This window comes from Acidovorax sp. SRB_14 (assembly GCF_012932145.1).
Taxonomy (GTDB): Bacteria; Pseudomonadota; Gammaproteobacteria; order Burkholderiales; family Burkholderiaceae_C; genus Simplicispira.
Window position 1 is genome coordinate 249,548 of the sequence record NZ_MWOK01000001.1, and the last position, 26,218, is coordinate 275,765.

28 protein-coding genes are annotated in these 26,218 nt (G+C 66.7%); 16 read left to right on the forward strand and 12 right to left on the reverse strand.

All coding sequences use genetic code 11. The features are described 5' to 3' along the window. Window positions 1-12: 12 nt before the first annotated feature. Window positions 13-1,272, reverse strand: a complete 1,260-nt coding sequence (gene icd / locus B2J86_RS01130; RefSeq protein ID WP_169636199.1) for an NADP-dependent isocitrate dehydrogenase — start codon at window positions 1,270-1,272, stop codon at window positions 13-15. Window positions 1,273-1,464: 192 nt separating this feature from the next. On the opposite strand from icd, the gene B2J86_RS01135 reads away from it, so the two are divergent. Next, window positions 1,465-1,683 (forward strand): hypothetical protein, encoded by a 219-nt coding sequence (locus B2J86_RS01135; protein WP_169168479.1) that lies wholly within the window; start codon window positions 1,465-1,467, stop codon window positions 1,681-1,683. A 132-nt stretch (window positions 1,684-1,815) separates the two neighbouring features. Further along, the gene (locus B2J86_RS01140) at window positions 1,816-2,304 is read left to right on the forward strand and encodes a DUF192 domain-containing protein (protein WP_173024519.1); all 489 of its coding nucleotides are present in this window, start codon (window positions 1,816-1,818) and stop codon (window positions 2,302-2,304) included. Between the two features lie 114 nt (window positions 2,305-2,418). Here B2J86_RS01140 and B2J86_RS01145 read toward each other — a convergent pair whose 3' ends face one another. The 3 genes from B2J86_RS01145 to xseA form a co-directional block, all read right to left on the reverse strand. After that, window positions 2,419-4,656 carry an NADP-dependent isocitrate dehydrogenase gene (locus B2J86_RS01145; protein WP_173024520.1) on the reverse strand — a complete coding sequence of 746 codons (2,238 nt, stop codon included), beginning with the start codon at window positions 4,654-4,656 and terminating at the stop codon, window positions 2,419-2,421. Between the two features lie 292 nt (window positions 4,657-4,948). Then, entirely contained in the window at window positions 4,949-5,530 is a 582-nt protein-coding gene (locus B2J86_RS01150) for a superoxide dismutase (protein WP_173024521.1), read from the reverse strand. A gap of 173 nt (window positions 5,531-5,703) precedes the next feature. Then, entirely contained in the window at window positions 5,704-7,029 is a 1,326-nt protein-coding gene (gene xseA / locus B2J86_RS01155) for an exodeoxyribonuclease VII large subunit (protein ID WP_173024522.1), read from the reverse strand. Between the two features lie 349 nt (window positions 7,030-7,378). On the opposite strand from xseA, the gene B2J86_RS01160 reads away from it, so the two are divergent. The 6 genes from B2J86_RS01160 to adk all read left to right on the forward strand — a co-directional run bounded on the left by B2J86_RS01160 (window position 7,379) and on the right by adk (window position 11,372). Then, a complete protein-coding gene (locus B2J86_RS01160) occupies window positions 7,379-8,008 on the forward strand; it encodes a MotA/TolQ/ExbB proton channel family protein (RefSeq protein ID WP_173024523.1) in 630 nt (209 codons plus the stop codon). A gap of 52 nt (window positions 8,009-8,060) precedes the next feature. Next, window positions 8,061-8,495 (forward strand): biopolymer transporter ExbD, encoded by a 435-nt coding sequence (locus tag B2J86_RS01165; protein ID WP_173024524.1) that lies wholly within the window; start codon window positions 8,061-8,063, stop codon window positions 8,493-8,495. Between the two features lie 6 nt (window positions 8,496-8,501). Then, window positions 8,502-9,539, forward strand: coding sequence for a tetraacyldisaccharide 4'-kinase (lpxK, locus tag B2J86_RS01170; protein ID WP_173024525.1), 1,038 nt, complete (start codon window positions 8,502-8,504; stop codon window positions 9,537-9,539). 21 nt (window positions 9,540-9,560) lie between these two features. Next, the gene (locus tag B2J86_RS18050) at window positions 9,561-9,743 is read left to right on the forward strand and encodes a Trm112 family protein (protein ID WP_013519449.1); all 183 of its coding nucleotides are present in this window, start codon (window positions 9,561-9,563) and stop codon (window positions 9,741-9,743) included. Continuing rightward, window positions 9,740-10,552, forward strand: coding sequence for a 3-deoxy-manno-octulosonate cytidylyltransferase (kdsB, locus tag B2J86_RS01175; protein WP_371735981.1), 813 nt, complete (start codon window positions 9,740-9,742; stop codon window positions 10,550-10,552). The genes B2J86_RS18050 and kdsB overlap by 4 nt, the downstream gene beginning before the upstream one ends. A gap of 163 nt (window positions 10,553-10,715) precedes the next feature. Beyond that, a complete protein-coding gene (gene adk, locus B2J86_RS01180; protein ID WP_173024526.1) occupies window positions 10,716-11,372 on the forward strand; it encodes an adenylate kinase in 657 nt (218 codons plus the stop codon). 89 nt (window positions 11,373-11,461) lie between these two features. Here the strand turns inward: adk and B2J86_RS01185 are convergent, their stop codons facing one another. Next, on the reverse strand, window positions 11,462-12,397 hold the full coding sequence (locus B2J86_RS01185) for an asparaginase (RefSeq protein WP_169168499.1): 936 nt from the start codon (window positions 12,395-12,397) through the stop codon (window positions 11,462-11,464). A 109-nt stretch (window positions 12,398-12,506) separates the two neighbouring features. Between B2J86_RS01185 and lexA the strand changes: the two genes are divergently transcribed. The 3 genes from lexA (at window position 12,507) to B2J86_RS01200 (ending at window position 14,799) form a co-directional block, all read left to right on the forward strand. Continuing rightward, entirely contained in the window at window positions 12,507-13,181 is a 675-nt protein-coding gene (gene lexA / locus B2J86_RS01190) for a transcriptional repressor LexA (RefSeq protein ID WP_169168470.1), read from the forward strand. A 123-nt stretch (window positions 13,182-13,304) separates the two neighbouring features. Further along, entirely contained in the window at window positions 13,305-13,718 is a 414-nt protein-coding gene (locus tag B2J86_RS01195; protein ID WP_169168469.1) for a hypothetical protein, read from the forward strand. Window positions 13,719-13,791: 73 nt separating this feature from the next. Further along, entirely contained in the window at window positions 13,792-14,799 is a 1,008-nt protein-coding gene (locus tag B2J86_RS01200) for a D-2-hydroxyacid dehydrogenase family protein (protein WP_169168468.1), read from the forward strand. Window positions 14,800-14,887: 88 nt separating this feature from the next. On the opposite strand, the gene B2J86_RS01205 is transcribed toward B2J86_RS01200, so the two are convergent. From B2J86_RS01205 to B2J86_RS01220, 4 genes are all read right to left on the reverse strand, one after another. Continuing rightward, window positions 14,888-16,018, reverse strand: a complete 1,131-nt coding sequence (locus tag B2J86_RS01205; protein WP_169168467.1) for a branched-chain amino acid ABC transporter substrate-binding protein — start codon at window positions 16,016-16,018, stop codon at window positions 14,888-14,890. A gap of 133 nt (window positions 16,019-16,151) precedes the next feature. Then, entirely contained in the window at window positions 16,152-16,571 is a 420-nt protein-coding gene (locus B2J86_RS01210) for a hypothetical protein (RefSeq protein WP_173024527.1), read from the reverse strand. 10 nt (window positions 16,572-16,581) lie between these two features. Beyond that, a complete protein-coding gene (locus B2J86_RS01215) occupies window positions 16,582-17,013 on the reverse strand; it encodes a DNA polymerase III subunit chi (protein ID WP_169168466.1) in 432 nt (143 codons plus the stop codon). Between the two features lie 7 nt (window positions 17,014-17,020). Beyond that, window positions 17,021-18,535: a leucyl aminopeptidase gene (locus B2J86_RS01220; protein ID WP_169168465.1), complete on the reverse strand. Its 1,515-nt coding sequence runs from the start codon at window positions 18,533-18,535 to the stop codon at window positions 17,021-17,023. A 23-nt stretch (window positions 18,536-18,558) separates the two neighbouring features. Between B2J86_RS01220 and lptF the strand changes: the two genes are divergently transcribed. Genes lptF through B2J86_RS01245 form a run of 5 tightly spaced genes read left to right on the forward strand, consistent with a single transcriptional unit; the run spans window position 18,559 to window position 23,341 of the window. Further along, on the forward strand, window positions 18,559-19,653 hold the full coding sequence (gene lptF, locus B2J86_RS01225; RefSeq protein WP_173024528.1) for an LPS export ABC transporter permease LptF: 1,095 nt from the start codon (window positions 18,559-18,561) through the stop codon (window positions 19,651-19,653). After that, window positions 19,650-20,753 carry an LPS export ABC transporter permease LptG gene (gene lptG / locus B2J86_RS01230; protein WP_169636189.1) on the forward strand — a complete coding sequence of 368 codons (1,104 nt, stop codon included), beginning with the start codon at window positions 19,650-19,652 and terminating at the stop codon, window positions 20,751-20,753. Before lptF ends, lptG begins: the two co-directional genes overlap by 4 nt. Before the next feature lie 19 nt (window positions 20,754-20,772). Continuing rightward, window positions 20,773-21,159, forward strand: coding sequence for a sirohydrochlorin chelatase (locus B2J86_RS01235; protein ID WP_169636188.1), 387 nt, complete (start codon window positions 20,773-20,775; stop codon window positions 21,157-21,159). Window positions 21,160-21,202: 43 nt separating this feature from the next. Beyond that, window positions 21,203-22,144: a CysB family HTH-type transcriptional regulator gene (locus tag B2J86_RS01240; protein WP_169168461.1), complete on the forward strand. Its 942-nt coding sequence runs from the start codon at window positions 21,203-21,205 to the stop codon at window positions 22,142-22,144. Between the two features lie 24 nt (window positions 22,145-22,168). Beyond that, on the forward strand, window positions 22,169-23,341 hold the full coding sequence (locus tag B2J86_RS01245) for a pyridoxal phosphate-dependent aminotransferase (protein WP_173024529.1): 1,173 nt from the start codon (window positions 22,169-22,171) through the stop codon (window positions 23,339-23,341). A 147-nt stretch (window positions 23,342-23,488) separates the two neighbouring features. Here the strand turns inward: B2J86_RS01245 and rng are convergent, their stop codons facing one another. From rng to rlmH, 3 genes are all read right to left on the reverse strand, one after another. Beyond that, complete coding sequence (rng, locus tag B2J86_RS01250; RefSeq protein ID WP_169168459.1) at window positions 23,489-24,976, reverse strand: ribonuclease G; 1,488 nt, start codon at window positions 24,974-24,976, stop codon at window positions 23,489-23,491. A gap of 45 nt (window positions 24,977-25,021) precedes the next feature. Continuing rightward, window positions 25,022-25,636, reverse strand: a complete 615-nt coding sequence (locus tag B2J86_RS01255) for a nucleoside triphosphate pyrophosphatase (RefSeq protein ID WP_169168458.1) — start codon at window positions 25,634-25,636, stop codon at window positions 25,022-25,024. Between the two features lie 109 nt (window positions 25,637-25,745). Next, complete coding sequence (rlmH, locus tag B2J86_RS01260; protein WP_169168457.1) at window positions 25,746-26,213, reverse strand: 23S rRNA (pseudouridine(1915)-N(3))-methyltransferase RlmH; 468 nt, start codon at window positions 26,211-26,213, stop codon at window positions 25,746-25,748. Between the last annotated feature and the right edge of the window lie 5 nt (window positions 26,214-26,218).

The window sequence follows — 26,218 nt, forward strand, 5'->3', positions numbered from 1 at the left end:
CCAAAAACGCCATCACATGTGGTCGATCATGACCTGTCCGAAGCCCGAGCAGCTGACCTGCGTGGCGCCGTCCATCAGGCGCGCAAAGTCGTAGGTGACCTTCTTGCTGGCGATCGACTTCTTCATCGCGCTGATGATCAGATCGGCAGCTGCAGTCCAGCCCATGTGGCGCAGCATCATCTCGGCCGAGAGGATTTCGGAGCCGGGATTCACATAGTCCTTGCCGGCGTACTTGGGCGCCGTGCCGTGCGTGGCCTCGAACATGGCGATGGTGTCGGACAGGTTGGCGCCCGGGGCGATGCCGATGCCCCCCACCTGCGCGGCGAGCGCGTCGGAGACGTAGTCGCCATTGAGGTTCAGCGTGGCGATCACCGAGTATTCGGCCGGGCGCAGCAGGATCTGCTGCAGGAAAGCGTCGGCGATGCTGTCCTTGACGGTGATTTCCTTGCCCGTCTTAGGGTTCTTGAACTTCATCCAGGGGCCGCCGTCGATCAGTTCGGCGCCGAACTCCTTGGCTGCCAGGCCGTAGGCCCAGTCCCGGAAGCCCCCTTCGGTGAACTTCATGATGTTGCCCTTGTGCACGATGGTCACGCTGGGCTTGTCGTTGTCGATGGCGTACTGGATGGCCTTGCGCACCAGGCGCTCGGTGCCTTCGCGCGAGACGGGCTTGATACCGATGCCCGATGTGAGCGGAAAGCGGATCTTCTTGACGCCCATTTCCTCCTGCAGGAACTTGATGAGCTTCTTGGCCTTGTCGGACTCGGCTTCGAACTCGATGCCGGCGTAGATGTCTTCCGAGTTCTCGCGGAAGATCACCATGTGGGTCTTGTGCGGCTCCTTGACGGGCGACGGCACGCCGTCGAAGTACTGGATGGGGCGCAGGCAGACGTAGAGGTCGAGTTCCTGGCGCAGGGCCACGTTCAAAGAGCGGATGCCGCCGCCCACGGGCGTGGTCAGTGGGCCCTTGATCGACACGACATAGTCCTTGACGGCGTGCAGGGTTTCTTCGGGCAACCAGACATCGGGGCCGTACACCTTGGTGGCCTTTTCGCCCGCGAAGACTTCCATCCAGTGGATCTTCTTCTGGCCGCCATAAGCCTTGGCCACCGCCGCATCCACCACCTTGAGCATCACGGGCGTGATGTCACCGCCCGTGCCGTCGCCTTCGATGAAAGGGATGATGGGCTGGTCCGGCACGTTGAGCGACATGTCGGCGTTGACGGTGATTTTCTGGCCTTCGGTGGGCACCTGGATGTGCTGGTAGCTGGTCATGTGCGGCAAGTCTCCGATGAGGCTGAAAAGGCTTCAGCAGGTTGGAAAGAACTCTCTGGACGAATTGATTCTATCGACAAAAAAACGGCAAACCCTGTCAACGAGCGGGTATGGCCGCCGTTGTGGAAAGGCATCGGAAGCAATTCGCGACGCACTCTCTCCAACCCCACCTGTCTCCCCTTGAAGGCTTTTATGAACAAGATTCTTGCTACCCTGATCGCTGGCCTGTTTGCCGCAGGTGCCTACGCGCAAACGCCCGCTCCCGCCGCCCCTGTCACGCCGGCTCCGGCCAACGCCACGGCCGCCCCCGCTGCCACGCCCGCACCGGCCACCAAGGCAGCCAAAGCCAAGAGCAGCCACCACAAGAAAGTGGCCAAGAAAAAGGTCCACAAGACTGCCAAGGCAGCGTGAGCCTTGGCCGGCCAGGATCGCGCAGGCCAAGCGCCCGCCCTCGGTCCTGCGGCTTTTGCCTCAAAATCGCCCGCTTGCCGCGGGCTTTTTTGCGCCCGCCTGCCCCCTCCCCTTACGCCAGAGGCTTGACCGATGACTTCTTTGATCTGCCCTCCCCTCCAGCGCCCCCTGCTGGCCGCCGCCGCACTGGCGGCCGCGCTGGGCCTGGCCCATCCCGCCGCCTTGGCGCAAAACGGGCCACAGCTCAACCTGCAGCGCATCGAACTCACGGCCGGCATGCACCGCATCGAGGCCCAGGTGGCGAAGGCGTCGCAAGAGCGCCAGATCGGCCTGATGAACCGCCCGAGCATGCCGCAGCACGAAGGCATGCTGTTCGTGTTCGAGCAGCCCGCCACGCAATGCTTCTGGATGAAGAACACGCTGCTGCCGCTCACGGCAGCCTTTGTGGCCGATGACGGCAGCATCGTGAACCTTGCCGACATGCAGCCGCAAACCGAGGATTCGCACTGCTCGCAAAAGCCCGTGCGGTATGTGCTCGAAATGAACCAGGGCTGGTTCGCCAAGAAGGGGCTCAAGGCCGGCAGCAGGCTCGGCGGCGCGCCTTTCTCTGCCCGTCCCTAGACGCGCCAACAACAAGGCCGATCCGCCCCGCAGGGTGGATCGGCCTTGTTCTCATGCCCTTCCGCCAGGCCCCGGGCGCTGCCCGAAGCCTGAGCGAAATTTTGGCGCAGGGACTCAGGCCTGCGCCGACGCCAGCGCCGCGTTGAGGGTCACGCTCGGGCGCATCACGGCGTCGAGCTTGGCCAGGTCGGGCTGGTAGTAACCGCCGATGTCCACGGCCTTGCCCTGCACCGCCTGCAACTCGGCCACGATGGCCTGCTCGTCGGTCGCGAGCTTTTTAGCCAGCGGGGCAAACTCGACCGCCAGCGCGGCGTCCTGCGTTTGCGCGGCCAGTTCCTGGGCCCAGTACAGGGCCAGGTAGAACTGGCTGCCGCGGTTGTCGAGCTGCCCCGTCTTGGGCGACGGGTTCTTGTTGTTGTCCAGCAGCTTGCCGGTGGCCGCGTCCAGCGTCTGCGCCAGGATCTTGGCCTGGGCATTGCCCGTCTTCAGACCGAGGTCCTCCAGCGACACGGCCAGCGCCAGGAACTCGCCCAGCGAGTCCCAGCGCAGGTGGTTTTCTTCCACCAACTGCTGCACATGCTTGGGGGCCGAGCCGCCGGCACCCGTTTCGTACATGCCGCCGCCGGCCATCAAAGGCACGATGGAGAGCATCTTGGCGCTGGTGCCCAGCTCCATGATCGGGAACAGGTCGGTCAAGTAGTCGCGCAGGATGTTGCCGGTCACCGAGATGGTGTCCAGGCCGCGGATCACGCGCTCGAGCGTGTAGCGCATGGCGCGCACCTGCGACATGATCTGGATGTCCAGGCCCTGGGTGTCGTGGTCTTTCAGGTAGGCCTCAACCTTCTTGATCAGCTCGGCTTCGTGCGGACGGTAGGGGTCGAGCCAGAACACGGCGGGCATGCCCGAGTTGCGGGCGCGCGTGACGGCGAGCTTGACCCAGTCGCGGATCGCGGCGTCCTTGACCTGGCACATGCGCCAGATGTCGCCGGCCTCCACGTTCTGGCTCAGCAGCACTTCGCCCGTGGCCAGGTCCACGATGTTGGCCACGCCGTCTTCGGCGATCTCGAACGTCTTGTCGTGCGAGCCGTACTCCTCGGCCTGCTGGGCCATCAGGCCCACGTTGGGCACGGTGCCCATGGTCTTGGGGTCGAAGGCGCCGTGCCACTTGCAGAAGTTGATCATCTCTTGGTAGATGCGGGCGAAGGTCGATTCGGGCATCACGGCCTTGACGTCCTTGAGGCGGCCATCGGCGCCCCACATCTTGCCGCCGTTGCGGATCATGGCCGGCATGGAGGCGTCCACGATGATGTCGTTGGGCGAATGGAAGTTGGTGATGCCCTTGGCCGAGTCCACCATCGCCAGCTCGGGGCGGCCTTCGTGGCAGGCGTGCAGGTCCTTGAGCACTTCCTCGCGCGTGGACTGCGGCAGCGTGGCGACCTTTTCATACAGGTTGGCCATGCCGTTGTTGACGTTGACGCCCAGTTCCTCGAACAGCTTGCCGTGCTTGGCGAAGGCGTCCTTGTAGAAAATCTTCACGCAGTGGCCGAACACGATGGGGTGCGAGACCTTCATCATCGTCGCCTTGACGTGCAGCGAGAACATCACACCCGTCTTGCGCGCGTCTTCAATTTGCGTCTCGTAGAAGTCGAGCAAGGCCTTCTTGCTCATGAACATGCTGTCGACGATCTCGCCCGCCTTGAGCGACACCTTGGGCTTGAGCACGACGGTCTGCCCGCTCTTCGTGGTCAGTTCCATCTTGACGTCGCGGGCCTGGTCCAGCGTGATCGACTTTTCACCGTGGTAGAAGTCGCCGCGGTGCATGTGCGAGACATGCGAGCGCGAGGCCTGGCTCCATTCGGCCATCGCATGCGGGTTCTTGCGCGCGTATTCCTTCACGGCCCGGGGGGCGCGGCGGTCCGAGTTGCCCTCGCGCAGCACGGGGTTCACGGCGCTGCCGATGCACTTGGCGTAGCGGGCGCGAATAGCCTTCTCTTCGTCGGTCTTGGGGTCTTCCGGAAAATCGGGAATCGCGTAGCCCTTGCCCTGCAGCTCCTTGATGCAGGCGATCAGCTGGCCCACCGACGCGCTGATGTTGGGCAGCTTGATGATGTTGGCATCGGGCTGCAGGGTCTTCTGGCCGAGCTCGGCCAGCGTGTTGGGCACCTTCTGGGCGTCCGTCAGACACTCCGGGAACTCGCCCAGGACGCGCGCCGCGACCGAGATGTCGGTCTCGGCCACGTCGATGCCGGCCGGGGCCGTGAAACGGCGCACGATGGGCAGAAACGAAGCCGTGGCCAGGCGGGGTGCCTCGTCGGTCAGGGTGTAGATGATGGTGGGTTGCTGGGTGCTCATCTCTTCTTTCAGGTAAGAAAAACAGGGGTCATGTTGCCGGCCTGCGTTCCGACGCACGTCGCTTGGCTGGACGGTATGGGATTTTGCTGGACGCCGCATGCCGATATCGGCGACTTTGCAAGCAGATATCACCATGCGAAATTCTACACCATTCAATGGCGATTGACATCAAGTCTTCTATAAGACTGGCACTCCAGTCCCTTGGTGCACCCATGAAAAAAGGGCCCGAAGATCGCTCTTCGGGCCCTTGTGCACGGCGGCCAGTGGCCCTGGCGCCGCAGCGCCACGGGACTCAGGCGAAGTTGCCTTCGGCAAACTTCCAGTTCACCAGCTGGTCCAGGAAGGTCTGGACGAACTTCGGACGCTGGTTGCGGTAGTCGATGTAGTAGGCATGCTCCCACACGTCCACCGTGAGCAGCGCCTTGTCGGCCGTGGTCAGCGGCGTGCCGGCTGCGCCGGTGTTGACGATGTCGACGCTGCCATCGTCTTTTTTCACGAGCCAGGTCCAGCCCGAGCCGAAGTTGCCGACGGCCGACTTCACGAACGCTTCCTTGAATGCGGCGTAGGAGCCGAACTTGGCGTTGATGGCGTCTGCCAGCGCGCCCGTGGGCTCACCGCCGCCTTGGGGGGCCATGCAGCTCCAGAAGAAGGTGTGGTTCCAGATCTGCGCAGCGTTGTTGTAGATGCCGCCGCTGGATTTCTTGACGATCTCTTCGAGCGTCATCGCCTCGAATTCGGTGCCCTTTTGCAGGTTGTTGAGGTTGTCCACATAGGCCTTGTGGTGCTTGCCGTGGTGGTATTCCAGCGTTTCCTGGCTGTAGTGCGGGGCCAGGGCGTCGATGGCATAGGGCAGCGGGGGCAGGGTATGTTCCATGGTGGTTCCTTATGGTTTGAATGGAGGGCCGGGGCGCTGCGCAAGCGAGGGCGCCTGCGGCCAGCGAGCGCAGATTGTAGGAATTAAACCCCTGTTCGGCTGTAGGCGTCCGGCTACTCCTACAAAACGGGGGTGATCCCGCGCGGCCGGGCCGCGCCCCGTGGGGTGGCGGTTCAGAGCAGCCGGCGCTGCGACACCGTGAGGTCCACCTTGCCATCGGCGAGCGTCGCCTGCAGCTGCGCCCCCAGCGGGGCCTGGCGCACGCTGGTGACGGCCGCGCCCTCGCTGTCGGTCAACAGGGCGTAGCCGCGCTGCAGCACCAGGCGCGGGTCGAGCAGCTGCAGGCGCAGCGCGGCGCGCTCCAGGCGCTGCTGGTGCTGGGCCAGGCGCTGCTGCAGTTTTACAGGCAAATCGGCCTCCAGCGCTTGCTGGTCATGCGCCAGGCGCTGCAATTTCAATAGCGCAGCATGGCGCATGCGCTGCGCCAGCCGCGCCAGCCGCTCGTGCTGGCGCCCGACCAGGCCCGAGGGCCGCCCCAGGCGCGCGCCGACCTGGTCCAGGCGCTGGTGGCGCTGGTCGATCTGGCGCTGCACCCCGTCCCGCAGCCGCCCGGCCAGCAGGTCCAGGGCGCCGAGCCAGACCTCGCGCGGCGGCGCCACGAGTTCGGCGGCGGCCGTGGGCGTGGGCGCGCGCAGGTCGGCGCAGAAGTCGGCGATGGTGAAGTCGGTCTCGTGCCCCACACCGCTGACCAGCGGCACCGGGCTTTGCACGATGGTGCGCGCGAGCGCCTCGTCGTTGAAGGCCCACAGGTCCTCGATGGCACCGCCGCCGCGCACCAGCAAGATCACGTCGATCGGCGGACTTTGCACCAAATCGGGCTCCAACCCTTGCCCAGTCTGCGCAAGCCGATACAGATTTGATAGCGCATTGCCCATCGACGCGGCCGCACCCGCGCCCTGCACCAGGGCCGGCACCAGCACCACCGGGATGTGCGGCACGCGCCGGCGCAGCGCCGTCACCACGTCGTGCAGCGCCGCCGCTCCCGGCGAGGTCACCAGGCCGATGCCGCGCGGCAGCAGGGGCAGCGCGCGCTTGCGCGCGGCGTCGAACAGGCCCTCGCCCTCCAGCTTGGCCTTGAGGCGCAGGAACTGCTCGAACAAGGCGCCCTGCCCTGCGCGCTGCAGGCTCTCGACGACCAGCTGCAGGTCGCCCCGGGCCTCGTAGACGCCCAGGCGCCCGCGCAGCTCGACCAGCTCGCCGTCGCGTGGATGGAAGTCGAGCAGGCTGGCTGCGCGCTTGAACATGGCGCAGCGGATCTGCCCCTGCGCATCCTTGATGCTGAAATAGCAGTGCCCGCTGGAAGCGCGCGAAAAGCCGGTGATCTCGCCGCGCACGGCGACCGGGTTGAAGCGCGCCTGCAGAGCGTCCGAGACGGCGCGGCACAGCGCACCGACCTCCCAGATGCGGGGCGCAGCAGCTTGGGTGGAGGTTTCAAACATGGCGCTGGCGGCGGGCTTGCCGCATTTGCTGCGCTGCAGTACTCCACAGCGCAGCGCATGCCGACTGGCTCCACAATCGGGCCGATCGATGGGCCTCAGGATCACACGAATACATACAAGCCATTGATTTATAAGAGTTTTTTGCTGTGCAAAATTTAATCAATCTGTTGCAATGTCGAATCGGCGCCGCTTTGCGCGGCTTGCACCCGCCTTTGTCCACAAAGTTATCCACAGATTTTGTGGGTGACCGCAGCCATCGGCACCCCTGTCTCGCCCGGGCCGTGTGCTGCTGGGCCCCTGGCAAGCTGGGCCATAATCGCTGCTTGCCCCACCCCGAGCGGAGAGAGAATTGCTGTCGATCATACAAGCCGCAGGCTGGCCGATCTGGCCCCTGGTTGCCTGCTCCGTCCTGGCGATGGCGCTGATTTTTGAACGTTTCGTGGCCCTGAAACCCGCCCGCGTGGCCCCTGCCCAGCTGCTCGACGAGGCGATCTCCGTGTCGTCGGTGGCGCTTCCCGGCCCCGACGTGGTTGTCCAGCTGGCACAGAACTCGGCACTGGGCGAGGTGCTGGCCAGCGGCCTGCGCACGCTGCACGCCACGCCGCAGTGCAGCGAAAGCGATCTGCGCGCCGCCATGGAAGGCGCCGGCCGTGCGGTGGCCCACCGCCTGGAAAAGTCCCTGACCGCCCTGGCGACCATTGCCTCGGCCGCGCCGCTGCTCGGCCTGCTGGGCACGGTGATCGGCATGATCGAGATTTTCGGCTCACAGGCCGGCGCGGGCGGCCTGGGCAGCGGCAACCCGGCGCAGCTGGCGCACGGCATCTCGGTGGCGCTGTACAACACCGCCTTCGGCCTGATCGTGGCCATTCCGGCGCTGATCTTCTGGCGCTACTTCCGCAGCCGCGTCGACGCCTACCTGCTCACGCTGGAGCTGTCGAGCGAGACCTTCGTGCGCCACCTGGCGCGGCTGCGCAAATGAGCGGGGACCGCGGCTGCGGCGCCGCCGGCCCCCGGACTGCCCGGAGGCCACGATGAACTTCCGCCCGCGCCAACGCGACGAGCCCGAGATCAACCTGATCCCGTTCATCGACGTGCTGCTGGTCATCCTCATCTTCCTGATGCTGACCACCACCTACAGCAAGTTCACCGAATTGCAGCTCACGCTGCCCGTGGCCGACGCCGAGCAGCAGCGCGACCACCCCAAGGAGGTCGTCGTCGCCGTCGCCGCCGATGGCCGCTACGTGGTGAACAAGGCCGGCATCGAGGGCAAGAGCGTGGACGCGCTGGCCACGGCCCTGCGCGCGGCCGCCCAGGCCGGCCCGGGCAGTGTGGTCATCATCAGCGCCGACGCCATGGCGCCGCACCAAGCCGTGGTGAGCGTGATGGAGGCGGCACGCCGCGTCGGCCTCACGCAGATCACCTTCGCCACCCAGTCGTCCGCGCGCGCGGGCGCTGGCAAATCCTAGCTCCCCATGGCTGCCGCACCGCAGCCAGCCTCCGCGCCCCGGTCCACGCCGCCGCTCGAAGCGGCGCTGCTGCGCGCCTGGCGCCGGCGCGGCGCGCTGGCCTGGGCGCTGTGGCCGCTATCGCTGCTCTACGGCCTGCTCGTGGCGCTGCGCCGCGCGCTGTACCGCACAGGCCTGCGGCGCGCTGAACACCCGGGTGTGCCGGTCCTCGTGGTCGGCAACGTGATCGCCGGCGGCGCCGGCAAGACACCCGTCGTGATGGCCGTGGTGCGCCACCTGCAGGCGCAAGGGTGGCAGCCCGGCGTGGTCTCGCGCGGCTACGGGCGCAGCGCCCACGACTGCCGGCTGGTGCGCGCCGACAGCCTGCCCAGCGAGGTCGGGGACGAGCCCGCACTGATCGCGCGCCGCTGCGGCGTGCCGGTGGCGGTGGCCCCGCGGCGCATCGACGCCGCGCGCGCCCTGCTGGCGCAGCACCCCGGCACCGACCTGCTGGTCTGTGACGACGGCCTGCAGCACTGGGCGTTGGCACACGATGTCGCTATCTGCGTGTTCAACGACGGCGGCGTCGGCAATGGCTTCCTGCTGCCCGCCGGCCCGCTGCGCGAGCCCTGGCCGCGCGCCGTGGACCTGGTCGTGCACGCCGGCCCTGCGCCCGACACCAGCGCGCCCACGTTCGCGCTGCGGCGCCAGCTGGCCGATCACGCCCTGCGCGCCGACGGCCAGCGCGTGCCGCTGCCCAGCCTGCGCGGCGAACCGCTGCGGGCGGTGGCCGCGATTGCACGGCCCGAAGACTTCTTTGCCATGCTGCGCGCGCAGGGGCTCACGCTGGCCGACACGCTGGCGCTGCCGGACCACTTTGATTTTGATAGCTGGAAGCGCCCGTCAGGCGATCCTTTGCGCCTTATTTGCACCGAAAAGGACGCCGCCAAGCTGTGGCGCCAAAACCCCGATGCGCTGGCCGTTCCGCTGCAGGTGGACATCGATGGCGGCTTCTTTGCCGCACTCGACGCCCTGCTGCGGCGGACACTATCATCGCCCTCCTGAACCCTTCACCACCGCGCCGCCATGGACCCCAAACTGCTTGAACTGCTGGTCTGCCCTGTCACCAAGGGCCCCCTCACCTACGACCGCGAGCGCCAGGAACTGGTCTCGCGCAGCGCGCGCCTGGCCTACCCGGTGCGCGACGGCATCCCCGTGCTCCTCGAAAACGAGGCACGCACCCTGACCGACGAGGAGCTGGAGCAGTGAGCGCGCCGGCCGGCCCGCCCCCTCCATTCACCGTGCTGATCCCGGCGCGCATGGCATCGAGCCGGCTGCCCGACAAACCGCTGGCCGACATTGCCGGCCTGCCCATGGTGGTGCGCGTCGCGCGCGCCGCGGCGCGCAGCAGCGCCGCGCGCGTGGTGGTGGCGGCCGACGACGAGCGCATCCTGCACGCCTGCGCCGCGCACGGCATCCAGGCCGTGGCCACGCGCGCCGACCACCCCAGCGGCAGCGACCGGCTGGCCGAGGCCTGCACGCTGCTCGGCCTGACGGGCGGCGACATCGTCGTCAATGTGCAAGGCGACGAGCCGCTGATCGATTCGCAGCTCATCAACGCCGTCGCCGCACTGCTGGCCCAGCACCCCGAAGCCAGCATGGGCACGGCCGCCCACCCGATTGCGACGCGGGCCGATTTCGACAACCCGAACATCGTCAAGGTCGTGCTGGATGCGCGCGGGCTGGCGCACTATTTCAGCCGCGCCCCGATCCCGCATGCGCGCGACCTGGCGGACAGCGCCTGGTGGGATGGCCACGCGGCGCAGGCCCAGCCCGGCGTGGCCGCGCTGGCCGACTTTGCGCCGCTGCGCCACATCGGCATCTACAGCTACCGCGCGCACTTCCTGCGCCGCTTTCCCACCCTGGCCCAGGCGCCCACGGAAGCCATCGAAGCCCTGGAGCAGCTGCGCGCGCTCTGGCATGGCCACCGCATCGCCGTCCACATCGCAGCCCAGGCCCCGGGCGCCGGTGTGGACACGCCCGAAGACCTCGAACGCGTGCGCCAGCTGCTGGCCTGAAGCCGCCAAAAAGCCTTTGACACAGGCGGTGGCGCAGGCGCCCGCCGTCAGCCAGCGCCAAGGATGTGCGTGCTATCCTTGCCGCCAATGAGAGCGCCACGTCCCCGGACAACCGTGTCCGGGGCCAGTGGCGCCGCTGATTTCACACACTTAGAGGACTTCCATGAGACTGATCTTGCTCGGTGCCCCCGGCGCCGGAAAGGGCACGCAGGCCGCGTTCATCTGCCAGAAATACGGCATCCCGCAAATCTCCACCGGCGACATGCTGCGCGCCGCGGTCAAGGCCGGCACGCCGCTGGGCCTGCTGGCCAAAGCCGTCATGGACGCGGGCGCCCTGGTCAGCGACGACATCATCATCGGCCTGGTCAAGGAACGCATTGCCGAACCGGACTGCGCCCAAGGCTTCCTCTTTGACGGCTTCCCGCGCACCATCCCGCAGGCCGACGCCATGAAGGCGGCCGGCGTGAAGCTCGACTATGTGCTGGAAATCGACGTGCCCTTCGATGCCATCATCGAGCGCATGAGCGGCCGCCGCTCGCACCCCGCCAGCGGCCGCACCTACCACGTCAAGTTCAATCCGCCCAAGGTGGCCGGCAAGGACGACGTGACCGGTGAAGACCTGATCCAGCGCGAGGACGACAAGGAAGAAACCGTGAAGAAGCGCCTGGACGTGTACAGCGCGCAGACCCGCCCGCTGGTCGACTACTACTCAAGCTGGGCCCAGCAAGACCCGGCACAGGCCCCCAAGTACCGGGCCATCAGCGGCACCGGCAGCGTGGAAGAAATCACCGCCCGCGCCATGGCCGCCCTGGCCGACTGAACGCCCGCAGGCTTCCGCTCACCGGCAACGCCCCGCCCTGCGGGGCGTTTTTGCGTGCGCTCCCCCGCGACCAGTCGCTGCGCAGCGGCTCAGTGCGGCGCTGCACCCTCCATCAATTCCAGCATCAGCTCGACGCGCGCCTTGACCGGACTCAGGCCGGGCAACGCAATAAAAGTGCTTGGCGAACCCGGCACGATCTGCCCCAGAGGGCAGCGCGAGGCCACGCGCACCGCCACGCCTGCGCCCTCAGCGCGCTCGAGCGCCGCCTGCAATGCAGCGTGCACAGTGCCATTGCCGGTGGCCGCCACCACCAGTCCCTGCACTCCGCTGTGCACCAGCGCATCGACCGTGGCGCCGCTCGCGCCGGCGTGGCTCATGGCGATCTCCACGCGCGGCCACTGCGCCCCCTGCGCTATCTTTTCGAGAGCTGCATGTGCTTTACCCATCTGAGCTTGCGGCCAATTTTGTGCCAAACGCACCGTTCCCTCCTCGACCCACCCCAGCGGTCCGGCTTCGCCCGAACTGAAGGCGTTGAGCCGGTAGGGGTGGACTTTCTGCACACCGCGCGCGCCATGCACCTCGCCGGCGCAGGCGACGAGCACGCCCCGCGCGTCCGGCGCGAGGGCGACGGCCACGGCGTCGAGCAGGTTTTGCGGCCCATCGGGCGCCACGGCGGTCGCGGGGCGCATGGCGCAGGTCATCACGACGGGTTTGTCCGTGCGCAGCACGCGGTGCAGAAACCATGCGGTTTCTTCCAGCGTGTCGGTGCCGTGCGTGATGACGATGGCGTCCACTGCGGGATCGTCCAGGTGGTGCTGGCAGCGCTGGGCGAGCGCGCCCCACACGGCACAGTCCATGTCCTTGCTGTCGATCTGCGCCACCTGCTCGGTCACCCAATCCCCACAGGCCTGCGACAGGCCGGGGACCGATTGCCACAGCGCCTGCACACCCACCTGGGCCGCGGTATAGCCCACGTTGTCCCCGGCCTCGGCCGCGGTTCCCGCGATCGTGCCGCCTGTGCCCAAAACCACCAATTTCGCAGTACCCACTTGCGCCCCCCAAAGAACTGGTTAAAAATACAGTTACTGGATTAAAAAACAGCCATTCCGAATATGGCACTCCCTTGGAGCCTCCATGCACACCCTCCCCAAGCTCACCGCCCGGCAGCAGCAGATCCTGGACCTGATCCAGAGCGCCATTGCGCGCACCGGGGCCCCTCCCACACGCGCTGAAATCGCGGCCGAGCTGGGCTTCAAGTCGGCCAACGCGGCCGAAGAACACCTGCAAGCGCTGGCACGCAAGGGCGTCATTGAGCTGGTCAGCGGCACCTCGCGCGGCATCCGCTTGCACAGCGAGACCGTGCGTTCCATCAACGCCGCACGCGGCAGCCCGTTCCAGTTGCCCCTGGCCGGCCTGAGCCAGCTGGTGCTGCCCCTGGTGGGAAGGGTCGCTGCCGGATCGCCCATTCTCGCGCAGCAGCACATCGACCAGACCTACTGCGTCGAGAACAGCCTCTTTCAGCACCGCCCCGACTACCTGCTCAAGGTGCGCGGCATGTCCATGCGCGACGCCGGCATCATGGACGGCGATCTGCTGGCCGTCCAGACCGCGCGCGAAGCGCGCAATGGCCAGATCATCGTCGCGCGCCTGGGGGACGACGTCACCGTCAAACGCCTGCGCCGCACGGCGCACGCCATCGAACTGCTGCCCGAGAACCCCGACTACCCGGTGATCGTCGTCGAGCCCGGGGAGGCTTTTGAAATCGAAGGCATCGCGGTCGGTCTGATCCGCAACACCATGCTCATGTAGGGCCACCTGGCGCACGGCTGCAGGTGGTGGGCGTTGGGTGGTTTCTTGGAAACCGCTGGCCCTGCAGCAGTGCCAGGTTCCGCAATCCCGCCCGTGTCCACCCTCTGTTGAATGGAGTTCCACATGGGAATTGCCCTGCTGGCCGCGTCGGCCTTTGTCCACCCTTTGCACGCCCTGGGTCTCTGGTGGCGGCGCCAAAGGACGCATGCCGCGGCCCCCGCATGCCGTGCCGCAGGCCCTTCCGTGGCGCGGCACGCTGCACACCCTGGCGCGGCGCTGCGGCATGCCGCCGGCACAACGGTGTCCGACGCGGCAACCGCGGCCGAGAAGCGGGCCCAACCCTGCGCGACGGCCGCCTCGGAATCGGCCCGCGCGGCCCTGCCCGCCTCTGTGGTCCGCGCCACGGGCCCGCACCGCGCGGTGCGCGTGTTGCGGCGTTCGGGCACGGGTGGCACCGACCGGCTGGTGATTTCCGGACGCATGGCGGATGTATGCGCCGAACTCGACAGACTGGCCGCGCGCGAAATGCTGCATTGATCAGCACAGGCACGAGCCCCATTGCGGTTTGTTGCCAGCGCAGTGGTGCAGGTCCGAGGCACAATACCTCGCTATGAATATCGTGATTCTGGACGACTACCAGGATGCAGTGCGCAAGCTCCACTGCGCCTCGCGCCTGGACCCTTACAACGCCAAGGTCTACACCAACACCGTCAAAGGCCTGGGACAGCTGTCGGTGCGATTGAAGGACGCCGACATCATTGTCCTGGTCCGTGAACGCACCCAGATCACGCGCCAACTGGTCGAAAAACTGCCGCGCCTCAAACTGATCTCCCAGACCGGCAAGATCGGCCCCCATGTGGACGTGTCTGCCTGTACCGAGCGCGGCATCGCCGTCGCCGAGGGGGTGGGATCGCCGGTCGCCCCGGCCGAATTGACCTGGGCGCTGATCATGGCCGCCATGCGCCGCCTGCCGCAATACATCGCCAACCTCAAGCACGGCGCATGGCAGCAATCGGGGCTCAGGGCAGGTTCGATGCCGCCCAATTTCGGCATTGGCAGCGTGCTGCGCGGCAAGACACTGGGCATCTGGGGTTATGGCCGGACCGGCCAGATCGTGGCCGGATATGGCCGCGCCTTCGGCATGAATGTGCGCATCTGGGGCCGTGAGGCCTCGCGCGCCCAGGCGCTCACCGATGGCTTTCAGGTGGCCAGCACACGCGAGGAGTTTTTCTCGCAATGCGACGTGGTGTCGCTGCATTTGCGGCTCAACGACGAGACCCGTGGCAGCATCTCGCTGGAAGACCTGTCCTGCATGAAGCCCACGGCCTTGCTGGTCAACACCTCGCGCGCCGAACTGCTCGAGCCCGAAGCACTGATCGCTGCGCTGAACCGGGGCCGCCCGGGGATGGCGGCGGTCGATGTGTTCGAGAGCGAGCCCATCCTGCAGGGCCATGCCCTGCTGCGCCTGGAAAACTGCATCTGCACGCCGCACATCGGCTATGTGGAGCAAGACAGCTACGAGCTGTACTTTGGCTCGGCTTTCGACAATGTGGTGAACTACATCAAGGGGACACCGACCAACATCGTGAACCCCGGCGCCTTGCAGGTGCGCCGCTGAACGTTGCCTGCCACACAAAAAAGGCTTCCCGCAGGAAGCCTTTTTACTGTGCAGCGTTTGGCCGGCGCCCGGCCTAAACGCTCTCGTGTCAGTTCAGAGACACCTTTTTTCCGTCCTTGTAGGTGTACAAGGTGATGGCCGGATTTTTCATTTCGCCATTGGGCTCAAAGGCGATATTGGCGGTCACGCCCTTGTAGTTGGACTTTTGCAGCTCAGGGATATAGACCTTGGGATCCCACGAGTTGGCCCGCTTCATCGCATCGACCAGCAGCATGGTCGCGTCATAGGTGTAGGGGCTGTAAATCTGGAACTGGCCAGGGTACTTGGCGTCGTAGCGTGCCTTCCAGGCCATGCCACCAGGCATCTTGGCCAGCGACGAGCCGCCTTCGGCGCAGATCACGTTGCCCAGTGTCTTGGCACCCGCTGACAACTTGGCAAGTTCGGCCGTGCAGATGCCGTCGCCACCGAAGTACTTGACGTTGGACAGGCCGAGCTGCTCCATCTGGCGCAGCATGGGTCCGCCCTGCGGGTCCATGCCACCGAAGAAAATGGCGTCGGGATTTTTGGATTTGATGGCCGTCAGAATGGCCATGAAATCGGTGGCTTTGTCGGTGGTGAACTGCTCGTCGACGATCTGCATGCCCTTGGCTGCGGCCGTCTTCTTGAACACCTCTGCCACACCCTGACCGTAGGCAGTACGGTCGTCGATCATGGCGACTTTCTTCAGCTTGAGCGTATCGGCAGCGTAGGTCGCCAAGCCAGCGCCCAGCGCCAGGTCGTTGGCAATGATGCGGTACGTGGTCTTGTAGCCCGGTTTGGTCAGATTGGGGTTGGTGGCTGCGCCCGTGACGTGGGGAATGCCGCAGTCGTTGTAGACCTTGGACGCTGGAATGGTGGTGCCCGAGTTCAAATGCCCGACCACGCCGGCCACTTTGGCGTCGCACAGTTTCTGTGCCGCAGCCGTTCCCTGCTTGGGATCCGCAGCGTCGTCTTCCGCCTGCAACTCGAATTTGATCTTCTTGCCCGCAATGGTGATGCCTTGCGTGTTCAGATCATCCACAGCCATGCGTGCGCCGTTTTCGTTGTCCTTGCCGTAGTGAGCCTGGGGTCCGGATACGGGTCCCACGTGGCCAATTTTGATCACCTGTTCTTGTGCAGAGGCGATGCCGGCAACCGCCGCGATAGCGGCAGCTACGGTCAGTTTCAACTTGAGTTGCATAGGAATCTCCAGTAAAGATAAACGCCGAGAATTTATTTTTGTGCCTCAGCGCTGGCGAACATATCGCAGTTTCCGTGCCGAGGCACTAGGGAACACGATGAAATGCAAGAGAAACCACAGGGGGAATACCCTGTTACCTTTTGATGTTTTCAACAACTGCACCGGCCGTCAGTTCGTCGGCCACCGCCTCGAAAACCGCCTGCCGCACCACCGACTCGATTTCTTCCCGCAAACGGGGCACTACCGAGCGTGTCTGCTCCTGCACGACCGTGGCGATGGCGTCGCGCAGGCGCTGGTCCAGCACCACATCCACGCGCTGCATGATCCGGTGCACCAGCAACTCTTCCACGTCCTCGGGCAGCCCCGGCGGCGCCAGCGCGGCGGCGGGCACCGGCTGCGCCGCGGCAGAAGCCCACGCGGGACTGTCACCCGATGCACTCGCGGGCACCGGAGGAGCCTCTTCCGCCCCATCGGGCGCCAGGGCCGGGGACCACTGCACCACCTCTGTGAGCGTGGGCACAAAACGGGGCGGGGTCTTGGAGGGCGTGCTCATGGGAGGACTTTCAGCGCTTGAGCACCAGGTCGTGGCGAACGATCTCATAGCCGCGCCCTGCGTAATGGCGCCAGCGCGTGCGGGCGCCTTGCCGGTCGGCCTCGTCGCTGGCGCTCACCACTTCCACCAGCCGCGCAAAGCTGCCAAAACCCTGCGGCACTTCGCCACCCAGATTGAGCAACACGTCATGGTGTGGTGCCTGGCGCGGGTCTTCGAGCAATACGACGGGGGACGCCGCGAGCAGCTCCGGGCCGCCGTCGATGCCGCAATGGGCAACGAAGTCGTGGGGCGCCATGTGCCACAGCATGCGGTCCAAGGTGTCCAGCACGGGTGCGGGCGCCGCGATCACCAGGCGCAGGTCGCTGCGCACCAGTTTCCGAGCAAACCGGCAGGCATAGGCCAGCTTGTCCGGCGCGTTGAAATGGAAGGCGACCTCCGTCATGACGGGCTCATGCGCCGCGAGCAGGCGATTTGGCGCGTGGTTTGCGGGCAGCGGTCTTTGACGGCGCAGCTGCTTGAGGCGGCACGGCCGCTGCACCCAGCAGGTAATGCACCAGCAGGCCCACCGGTCGGCCCGTGGCGCCCTTGGCCGCGCCGCCCTTCCAGGCAGTTCCAGCGATGTCGAGGTGCGCCCAGGGAAACGCGCCGACAAAGCGCTGCAGGAATTTGGCCGCCGTGATGGCGCCCGCTGGGCGTCCCGCCACATTGGCGACATCGGCGAAGTGGGTTTTGAGCCCTTCGGCGTAGTCTTCGTCCAGCGGCATGCGCCAGCACAGGTCTTGCGACGTCTCTCCGGCCGCCAACAAGGCGTTGGCCAGTGCGTCGTCCGACGCGAACATGCCGCTGCGCACGCCGCCCAATGCAATCACGCAAGCGCCCGTGAGCGTCGCGATGTCCACCACGGCGGCGGGTTTGAAGCGCGCGGCATAGGTCAGCGCGTCGCACAGCACCAGCCGGCCTTCGGCGTCGGTGTTGAGGATTTCAATGGTCTGTCCGGCCAGGCTGGTGACCACGTCGCCTGGCTTGACGGCCTTGCCGTCCGGCATGTTCTCGCAGGCGGGGATCAGGCCCACCACATTGATGGCCGGCTGCAGCTCCGCGAGCGCGCGAAATACGCCCAGCACGCTCGCGGCGCCGCACATGTCGAATTTCATCTCGTCCATCTCGGCCGACGGCTTGATGGAGATGCCCCCCGTGTCGAACGTGATGCCCTTGCCCACCAGCACCACCGGGGGCTCGGTCTTGGCGGCGCCACTGTAACGCAGCTCGATGAAGCGCAACGGCTCTTCGGCGCCCCGGGCCACGGCCATGAAGGCGCCCATGCCGAGCTTGGCCACGTCGGCCGGCCCCATCACCTTGCACTGGATGCCGGCATGCTTGGCCAATCCCTTGGCGGCCTCGGCCAGCAGGGTCGGCGTGGCATGGTTGGCCGGGCGGTTGCCCCATTCGCGCGCATATTCGACACCGACCGCCACGGCGGTGCTGCGGGCAAACGCCTCTGCGACCGCGTCCGTGTCGCTCACGCCCACCACCACGCGGCTGAGTGCGCGCGCCTCGGCCTTGGGTTTGGTCGTGGTGTAGACGTAGCTGCCGTGCGCCACGGCCTGCACGGCCGCGGACACGGCGCCGGCCGATGCAGCGCCCGCAAAGCACACCACCGCACGCTTGACGGCAGCCGAGCGCAAGGCACCAGACGCTGCCTGCAGGGCCTGGCCCACGGCACGCGCATCGCCGGTGCCGATGCCTGCGAGCACCACGCGGCGCGCCGCAATGCCAACCACCTGGTACAGCGGCAGGCTCTTGCCCGCCTTGGTTTCGAAGTCACCGCTCTTGAGGGCCTGGGCCACCACCGCGGAAAGCGCATCGCGGCCGGGCTGGAAGCCTTCGGGAACGAGCAGCACCAGCAGGTCACATTTTTCTGCCAGGGCCCCGGGCAGGTCGAGCGTCTTCAGATCAAAGTTCATAATTGGCTTTTTCCTTCGAGCCAATGTTATTCGATTCATCCATCCGCAGAGAGCTGGCACGCAGCTTCGGTGCCACCCTGGTAGTGCTGGTCACGGTGGTCATGACCATGATGCTGATCCGGACGCTCGGCCAGGCTTCGCGCGGCAGCGTCAACCCTTCGGACGTGATGCTGGTGATGGGCTTCACGGTGCTGGGGCAGCTCCCCACCATTCTGTGCCTGAGCCTGTTTGTGGCCATCGTGGGGGCGCTCTCGCGCATGTACGGTGACAGCGAAATGGTGATCTGGTTTGCCAGCGGCAAAGGCCTCGCCAGCCTGCTGTCTCCGCTGCTGCGGTTCGCCTGGCCGGTGATGCTCGGGGTTGCGGTGCTGTCCCTGCTGGTGTGGCCCTGGGCCAACCGGCAGATCCAGGAGCTCAGGATGCAGTACGAACAGCGCAACGACATCGAGCGCATCGCCCCGGGCGAGTTCCAGGAGTCGGCCAATGGCAGCCGCGTCTTCTTTATCGACAAGGACAGCCCCGATCCCGCAGCGGCGAACAATGTCTTCATTGCGGCCACCGACCCGGGCGGCGAAGCCATCACCTCGGCGCGCAGCGCACGCCTGGAACTGCGCTCGGGCGAGCGCTTTGTCTTGCTGAGCAATGGCCAGCGGGTCGAATCCTCGGCGAATCGGCCCGGCCTGAAGATCAGCGAATTCTCCGAGTACGGGACCCGCATCGGCACTGCATCCAGCGGCACACCCGATGAACTGGCCGCCAAGACACTCAGCACCCGGCAACTGCTTGAGCAACCCGTGCCGATGAACCGGGCCGAGCTGGGTTGGCGGCTCGGCCTGTCCCTGGCGACCGCGAACTTCCTGCTGCTGGCCCTGGGGCTGGCCAGCGTCAATCCGCGCGCCAGCCGCAGCAGCAACCTGGTGTTGGCGCTGTTCTCCTTCGTCGTCTACTACAACCTCATGTCCCTGGGCCAGAGCTGGGTCGGCGCCGACAAGATCGGCCTCGCCACGTTCATGGTGCTGCTGCATGGTGGCACGCTCGCCCTGGCCGTGTTGCTGCTGGCCGTGCGGCACAACCACTGGACGCCGCGCGTGTGGCGCGCACGCAGGAGCGCTGCATGAACACCCTGCGCCGATTTGTGTACCGCGAGGTCATCGCTGCCGTGGCTTTTGTCACGCTGGGTTTCCTGGCGCTGTTCTTTTTCTTCGACCTGCTCGACGAGCTGCGCTGGGTGGGCAGAAGCGGCGGCACCTACGAGCTGTCACACGCCCTGCTTTTTGTGGCGCTGGGCATTCCCAGCCACCTCTATGAGCTGCTGCCCATCACCGTGCTGATCGGCACGATCTATGTCATGGCGCGGCTCGCGCAAAGCTCCGAGTTCACGATCATGCGCACCAGCGGCCTGGGCCCGGGACGGGCACTGCGCACGCTGCTGACGCTGGGCGCGGTGTTCGTGGTCGTGACCTTCGCCGCGGGCGACTACCTGGCCCCCTGGAGCGACCGCATGTCACAGCTGGTCAAGGCCCGCTACATGGGCCGCATCACCACCGGTGCCACGGGTGCCTGGCTCAAGGAGCGCCAGGACGACCAGTCCTATGCCGTCAACGTGCGCGCGATCGGGCCCGATGGCGGCATGCAAAACGTGCGCATCTTCGCGTTCGACAGCCAGGGGCGGCTGACCTCGCAGACGCATGCGCAAGCGGCGCGTTTTGGCAGCGACGGCGCCTGGACGCTGGAGCAGGTGCGCCGCAGCAGCTTCCGCAGCCGCGGCGCCGACGAAGCATCTGTCGAGCACCTGCAGGCCCCCTCGCTGCGCTGGCCCACCCATATCAGCGCGGACATGGTCGCCGCCGCCGTGCTCAAGCCCGACCGCATGGCCACGCTGGACCTGTTCCAGTACATCCGCCACCTCGAAGCCAACGGGCAATCCGCGCAGCGCTATGAAATCGAGTTCTGGCGCAAGGTGTTCTATCCGCTCAGCTGCCTGGTCATGGTGGTGCTGGCACTGCCTTTTGCGTACCTCCATTTCCGCGCGGGCGGCATCGCCGGCTATGTGTTCGGCGGCGTGATGGCGGGCATCAGCTTCTTTCTGCTCAACAACGTCTTTGGCTATGCGGGCAACCTGCAGAACTGGTCGCCGTGGATCACGGCGGCGGCGCCCGGCATCATTTATTCGCTGGTGTCGCTGGCCGCCTTCGGCTGGCTGGTGCTGCGGCGCTGACGGCCCTTGCGGCACACCCATGACCCCTTCCCGAGGCATCATCCTGTTCGCGCACGGCTCGCGCGACCCGCTGTGGCGCGCACCCATCGAAGCCGTGCGCGAACAGATCGAAGCGCACAGCCCCCACTTCGCCGTGCGCTGCGCCTACCTGGAACTCTGCGCCCCCGACCTGGCGCTGGCCGCGCAGGAGCTGGCGGGGCTGGGCGTGCGCGCCATCACCGTCGTGCCGATGTTCCTGGGCACCGGAAAGCACGCGCGCGAAGACCTGCCCCAGTTCGTGCAGGCGCTGCATGCTGCGCACCCGGGGGTGCAATTCCAGGTGCAGACCGCGATTGGCGAGGACCCGCGCATGACCGCCCTCATGGCCTCGATTGCCTGCGGCACGGCCTGGAGGCCAGTCGCTTAGATAGTTGCAGCATAATGATGCGACTCTTTAGCCGCAATCAGATATGAATCTGCACCAATTTCGCTTTGTCCAAGAAGCCGCCCGCCGCAACCTCAACCTGACCGAGGCGGCCAAGGCCCTGCACACCTCGCAGCCGGGCGTCTCCAAGGCCATCATCGAACTCGAGGGAGAGCTGGGTGTGGAAATCTTCGCCCGCCACGGCAAGCGCCTCAAACGCATCACCGAGCCGGGCCTGCACGTGCTCAAGAGCATCGAGCTCATCATGCGCGAGGTCAGCAACTTGAAGCGCATCGGCGAACAGTACAGCGCGCAGGACAATGGCACGCTCAGCATCGCCACCACCCACACCCAGGCGCGCTACGTCCTGCCGGTGCCCGTGGCGCGCCTGCGCGAGGCCTATCCCAAGGTCAACGTCAGCCTGCACCAGGCCACGCCCGACCAGGTGGCGCGCATGGTGATCGACGAGGTGGCCGAGATCGGCATGGCCACCGAGTCGCTGGCCGACTACCCCGAGCTCGTCACCCTGCCCTGCTACGAATGGGAGCATGTGATGGTGCTGCCGCCCGGCCATCCGCTGGCGCAGAAGGAGCGCATCGGGCTCGACGACATCGCGCACGAACCGCTGATCACCTACCACCCCTCGTTCACCGGGCGCGGCAAGATCGACGCGGCCTTTGCCGCGCGCCGCCTGCAGCCGCGCATTGCGCTCGAAGCCATCGACTCCGACGTCATCAAGACCTATGTGCGCCTGGGCCTGGGGATCGGCATCGTGGCCGAGATGGCAATGCGCGACGACCCGGTGGGCGACCTCGTGGTGCGCCCCGTGGGCCACCTGTTCGGCCAGAGCGTGGCGCGCGTCGCGTTCAAGCGCGGCGCCTACCTGCGCAACTTCGTCTACAAATTCGCCGAGCTCATCAGCGACCGCTTGAGCCGCGACCTGGTCGCACGCGCCATGACCGGCCAAGTGAACGACTACGAGCTGTAACTTTTTCTTTTCTGCCTGCGCGCCATGACTCCGACCCCCGCGACCGAACACACCCCCTCCATCACCAGCCGCCTGCCCCAGGTCGGCACCACGATCTTCACCGTCATGTCGGCGCTGGCCGCCCAGTGTGGCGCCGTCAACCTGGGCCAGGGCTTTCCCGACTTCGACTGCGACGCCCGCCTGCTCGACGCGGTCAATGACGCCATGCGCTCCGGCCACAACCAGTACCCGCCCATGCCCGGCGTGCCCGCGCTGCGCCAGGCCGTGGCGGCCAAGATCGAGGCCCTGCACGGGCGCCACTACAGTTTCGACACCGAAATCACCATCACCGCAGGCGCGACACAGGCGATCCTGACCGCGATCCTCGCCACCGTGCACCCGGGCGACGAGGTCATCGTGCTCGACCCCTGCTACGACAGCTATGCGCCCAACATCGTGCTGGCCGGCGGCACCGTGGTGCGTGTGCCGCTCACGCCCGGCAGCTTCCGCCCCGACTTCGACAAGATCGGCGCGGCGCTGTCGCCGCGCACGCGCGCGCTCATCATCAACAGCCCGCACAACCCCAGCGCCACCGTCTGGAGCGCGCAGGACATGCTCACCCTGCAGGAGCTGCTCGCGCCCACCGAGGTGCTGCTCATCAGCGACGAGGTGTACGAGCACATGGTCTTCGACGGCCAGCCGCACCAGAGCGCGGCGCGCTTTCCGGGCCTCGCGGCGCGCGCCTTCATCGTGTCGAGCTTTGGCAAGACCTTCCATGTCACCGGCTGGAAGGTCGGCACCGTCGCCGCGCCGGCGGCGCTCACGGCCGAGTTCCGCAAGGTGCACCAGTTCAACGTGTTCACCGTCAACACGCCGATGCAATACGGCTTGGCGCACTACATGGCCGACCCGGCGCCCTACCTGCAGCTGCCGGCGTTCTACCAGGCCAAGCGCGACCTGTTCCGGCGCGGCCTGGAGGGCTCGCGCCTGCGCCTGCTGCCCACGACGGGCACCTATTTCCAGTGCGCGGACATCTCGGCCGTGAGCGACCTCGGCGAAGCCGACTTCTGCCAGTGGCTCGCGCGCGAGGTCGGCGTGGCGGCCATCCCGCTGTCGGCTTTTTATGGCGACGGCTTCGACCAGCGCGTGGTGCGCTTCTGCTTTGCCAAGAAAGACGACACGCTGCGCGAGGCGATCGAGCGGCTGCGCACACTCTGAGCGCCAGGGCGCTGGCAGGCACTGAGCAAAAACAGGAGCGGCCAGTGCTTGCGCTGCATGGGTTTTCGCATGAAAAGTGCCTGAAACCCTTTTCATTCATGCGCAGGCAGCTCACTTTTCAAGAGCGTGCCCCGCGCGGCCGTCCCGCTACAGCAGCACGATGTCGAACTGTTCCTGCCCCATCGCGCTCTCCGACTGCAGCGAGATCGGCTTGCCGATGAAGTCCGACAGGCCCGCCAGGTGCTGGCTTTCCTCGTCGAGCAGCAGCTCGACCACCTGCGGCGCGGCCACGACGCGGAACTCGCGCGGGTGGAACTGGCGCGCTTCGCGCAGGATTTCGCGCAGGATGTCGTAGGCCACGCTGCGCGCCGTCTTCAGCGCGCCGCGCCCCTGGCAGGCCGGGCACGGCTCGCAGAGCATGTGCGCCAGCGACTCGCGTGTGCGCTTGCGTGTCATCTCGACGAGGCCGAGCTGCGAAAACCCGCCCGCCATGGTCTTGACGCGGTCGCGCGCGAGCTGCTTACGGAATTCGGCCAGCACCGCCTCCTGGTGCGCGGGCTGCGCCATGTCGATGAAGTCGACAATGATGATGCCGCCCAGGTTGCGCAGGCGCAGCTGGCGCGCGATGGCGCCCGCCGCCTCGAGGTTGGTCTTGAAGATGGTCTCGTCGAAATTGCGCGCGCCGACAAAGCCGCCGGTGTTGACGTCAATGGTGGTCAGCGCTTCGGTCTGGTCGACGATGAGGTAGCCGCCCGATTTGAGATCGACACGCCGGCCCAGCGCGCGCGCGATTTCCTCGTCGATGGAATACAGGTCGAAAATCGGACGCTCGCCCTTGTAGTGCTGCAGCTTGGGTTCGGCCGCCGGCATGAACTCGCGGCCAAAGGCGCGCAGCCCGGCGAACTGCTCGTGCGAGTCGATGCGGATGCTGGTGGTCTGCTCGCCCACCAAGTCGCGCAGCACCCGCTGCAGCAGGCTCAGGTCCTGGTGCAGCAGCGACATCGGCGGCAGGCGCAGCGACGCCTCCTTGGTGCGCGCCCAGGTCTTGCGCAGGTAGGCGATGTCTTCTGCCAGCTCGGCGTCGGTCGAGTCCTCGCCGTTGGTGCGCAGGATGAATCCGCCCCCGCCGCCCGACGCCTTGCTGCCCACCAGCGCCTGCAGGCGCGCGCGCAGCGCATCGCGCTCGGCCGCCGGGATCTTCTGCGACACGCCCACATGGTCGTCCTGCGGCAGGAACACCAGCAGGCGACCTGCGATGCTGATCTGCGTGGACAGGCGCGCACCCTTGGTGCCGATGGGGTCCTTGATGACCTGGACCATCAGCGCCTGACCCTCGAAGACCTGCTTCTCGATCGGCACCTGCGGCGCATCCTTGCGCGCGAACATGGGCGCCTCGCCGCCCTCCTGGCGCTGCCAGACGTCGGCCACGTGCAGGAAAGCCGCGCGCTCCAGGCCGATGTCGATGAAGGCCGACTGCATGCCCGGCAGCACCCGCGAGACCTTGCCCAGGTACACATTGCCCACCAGGCCGCGCTCGAGCGTGCGCTCGACGTGCAGCTCCTGCACCGCGCCGTTTTCGACCACGGCCACGCGCGTCTCTTGGGGCGACCAGTTGATCAGGATGTCTTGTTGCATGGACAAAGGTCTCTCAAAGAATAGGGGGCGGAGTGCGAGCGCCGATCAGACGGAGAAGCCGGCAGCGCGCAGCAGCCGCGCGGTCTCGAACAAGGGCAGGCCCATGATGCCCGAATAGCTGCCGTGGATGCGCTCGATGAGCGCCGCCGCCTTGCCCTGCACGCCATAGGCGCCGGCCTTGCCCAGCGGCTCCCCCGTAGCGACATAGGCGGCGATCTGCGCCGGCGGCAATGCGGCAAAGGTCACGCGCGACACCGACAGCGCCGCCAGGCGCTTCGCGCCCACCTGCAGCGCCACGGCGGTGAGCACGCGGTGGGTGTGGCCCGAGAGTTCGCCGAGCATGCGCGCCGCGTCCTGCGCATCTTCGGGCTTGCCGTACAGCGTGCGGCCCAGCGCCACCGTGGTGTCGGCGCACAGGATGGGCGCCTCGGGCAGGCCGCGGCGCGCGCGGCGTGCCACGGCGGCGTCGAGCTTGAGGCCGGTCACGCGCTGCACGTAGGCGGTGGGCGACTCACCCACCAGTGCGGCCTCCAGCGCCTCGGCGTCTTCTGCTGCTTCATCGCCCGCCGCGGGCAGCAGCAGGTCGTGGTGCACGCCCAGCTGGTCGAGCAGCTGGCTGCGGCGCGGACTCTGCGAGGCCAGGTAGATGAATCGGCGCATGGCCACCCTCCAGAATAGAGACCAAAAACGACTCTGGCGCTTGTACATCAAGCGCCAGCAGCTATTGAATCAGAAGCAAACCCCCAGCACGGCCTGGCAGCATGGACCTCTACTCGCGGTGGTAGGGGTGGCCGGCATTGACCGACCAGGCGCGGTAGAGCTGCTCGATCAGCAGCACGCGCACCATGGCGTGCGGCAGGGTCAGGTCCGACAGCCGGATGCGTTCGTGCGCGCCCTGCCGGAAGGCCGGATCGAGCCCGTCGGGGCCGCCAATGACGAGCGCCACATCGTCGCCGCCGAGCTGCCAGCCCTTGAGCCGCTCGGCCAGCGCCTTGGTGGTGAGACTGGTGCCGCGCTCGTCGAGCGCCACCACGCGCGTGCCGCGCGGGATGGCCGCCTCGATGCGCTCGCGTTCGGCGGCATAGAGTGTCTCGAGCGTCTTCGAGCCGCGCGGCTCGGTCTTCACCGCCTTGAGCTCGACCTTGAGCTCGGGCGGGAAGCGCTTGGCGTAGTCGTCGTAGGCTGTTTGCGCCCAGTCGGGCACGCGCTGGCCCACGGCCACGATCAGCAGCCGCATGGATC

What these genes read in the sequence shown, in the direction of transcription:
- icd (WP_169636199.1), bottom strand. Translation starts at nt 1,272, where the DNA reads ATGACCAGCTACCAGCACATCCAGGTGCCCACCGAAGGCCAGAAAATC.
- B2J86_RS01135 (WP_169168479.1), top strand. Translation starts at nt 1,465, where the DNA reads ATGAACAAGATTCTTGCTACCCTGATCGCTGGCCTGTTTGCCGCAGGT.
- B2J86_RS01140 (WP_173024519.1), top strand. Translation starts at nt 1,816, where the DNA reads ATGACTTCTTTGATCTGCCCTCCCCTCCAGCGCCCCCTGCTGGCCGCC.
- B2J86_RS01145 (WP_173024520.1), bottom strand. Translation starts at nt 4,656, where the DNA reads ATGAGCACCCAGCAACCCACCATCATCTACACCCTGACCGACGAGGCA.
- B2J86_RS01150 (WP_173024521.1), bottom strand. Translation starts at nt 5,530, where the DNA reads ATGGAACATACCCTGCCCCCGCTGCCCTATGCCATCGACGCCCTGGCC.
- xseA (WP_173024522.1), bottom strand. Translation starts at nt 7,029, where the DNA reads ATGTTTGAAACCTCCACCCAAGCTGCTGCGCCCCGCATCTGGGAGGTC.
- B2J86_RS01165 (WP_173024524.1), top strand. Translation starts at nt 8,061, where the DNA reads ATGAACTTCCGCCCGCGCCAACGCGACGAGCCCGAGATCAACCTGATC.
- lpxK (WP_173024525.1), top strand. Translation starts at nt 8,502, where the DNA reads ATGGCTGCCGCACCGCAGCCAGCCTCCGCGCCCCGGTCCACGCCGCCG.
- B2J86_RS18050 (WP_013519449.1), top strand. Translation starts at nt 9,561, where the DNA reads ATGGACCCCAAACTGCTTGAACTGCTGGTCTGCCCTGTCACCAAGGGC.
- adk (WP_173024526.1), top strand. Translation starts at nt 10,716, where the DNA reads ATGAGACTGATCTTGCTCGGTGCCCCCGGCGCCGGAAAGGGCACGCAG.
- lexA (WP_169168470.1), top strand. Translation starts at nt 12,507, where the DNA reads ATGCACACCCTCCCCAAGCTCACCGCCCGGCAGCAGCAGATCCTGGAC.
- B2J86_RS01195 (WP_169168469.1), top strand. Translation starts at nt 13,305, where the DNA reads ATGGGAATTGCCCTGCTGGCCGCGTCGGCCTTTGTCCACCCTTTGCAC.
- B2J86_RS01200 (WP_169168468.1), top strand. Translation starts at nt 13,792, where the DNA reads ATGAATATCGTGATTCTGGACGACTACCAGGATGCAGTGCGCAAGCTC.
- B2J86_RS01205 (WP_169168467.1), bottom strand. Translation starts at nt 16,018, where the DNA reads ATGCAACTCAAGTTGAAACTGACCGTAGCTGCCGCTATCGCGGCGGTT.
- B2J86_RS01210 (WP_173024527.1), bottom strand. Translation starts at nt 16,571, where the DNA reads ATGAGCACGCCCTCCAAGACCCCGCCCCGTTTTGTGCCCACGCTCACA.
- B2J86_RS01215 (WP_169168466.1), bottom strand. Translation starts at nt 17,013, where the DNA reads ATGACGGAGGTCGCCTTCCATTTCAACGCGCCGGACAAGCTGGCCTAT.
- B2J86_RS01220 (WP_169168465.1), bottom strand. Translation starts at nt 18,535, where the DNA reads ATGAACTTTGATCTGAAGACGCTCGACCTGCCCGGGGCCCTGGCAGAA.
- lptF (WP_173024528.1), top strand. Translation starts at nt 18,559, where the DNA reads ATGTTATTCGATTCATCCATCCGCAGAGAGCTGGCACGCAGCTTCGGT.
- lptG (WP_169636189.1), top strand. Translation starts at nt 19,650, where the DNA reads ATGAACACCCTGCGCCGATTTGTGTACCGCGAGGTCATCGCTGCCGTG.
- B2J86_RS01235 (WP_169636188.1), top strand. Translation starts at nt 20,773, where the DNA reads ATGACCCCTTCCCGAGGCATCATCCTGTTCGCGCACGGCTCGCGCGAC.
- B2J86_RS01240 (WP_169168461.1), top strand. Translation starts at nt 21,203, where the DNA reads ATGAATCTGCACCAATTTCGCTTTGTCCAAGAAGCCGCCCGCCGCAAC.
- B2J86_RS01245 (WP_173024529.1), top strand. Translation starts at nt 22,169, where the DNA reads ATGACTCCGACCCCCGCGACCGAACACACCCCCTCCATCACCAGCCGC.
- rng (WP_169168459.1), bottom strand. Translation starts at nt 24,976, where the DNA reads ATGCAACAAGACATCCTGATCAACTGGTCGCCCCAAGAGACGCGCGTG.
- B2J86_RS01255 (WP_169168458.1), bottom strand. Translation starts at nt 25,636, where the DNA reads ATGCGCCGATTCATCTACCTGGCCTCGCAGAGTCCGCGCCGCAGCCAG.
- rlmH (WP_169168457.1), bottom strand. Translation starts at nt 26,213, where the DNA reads ATGCGGCTGCTGATCGTGGCCGTGGGCCAGCGCGTGCCCGACTGGGCG.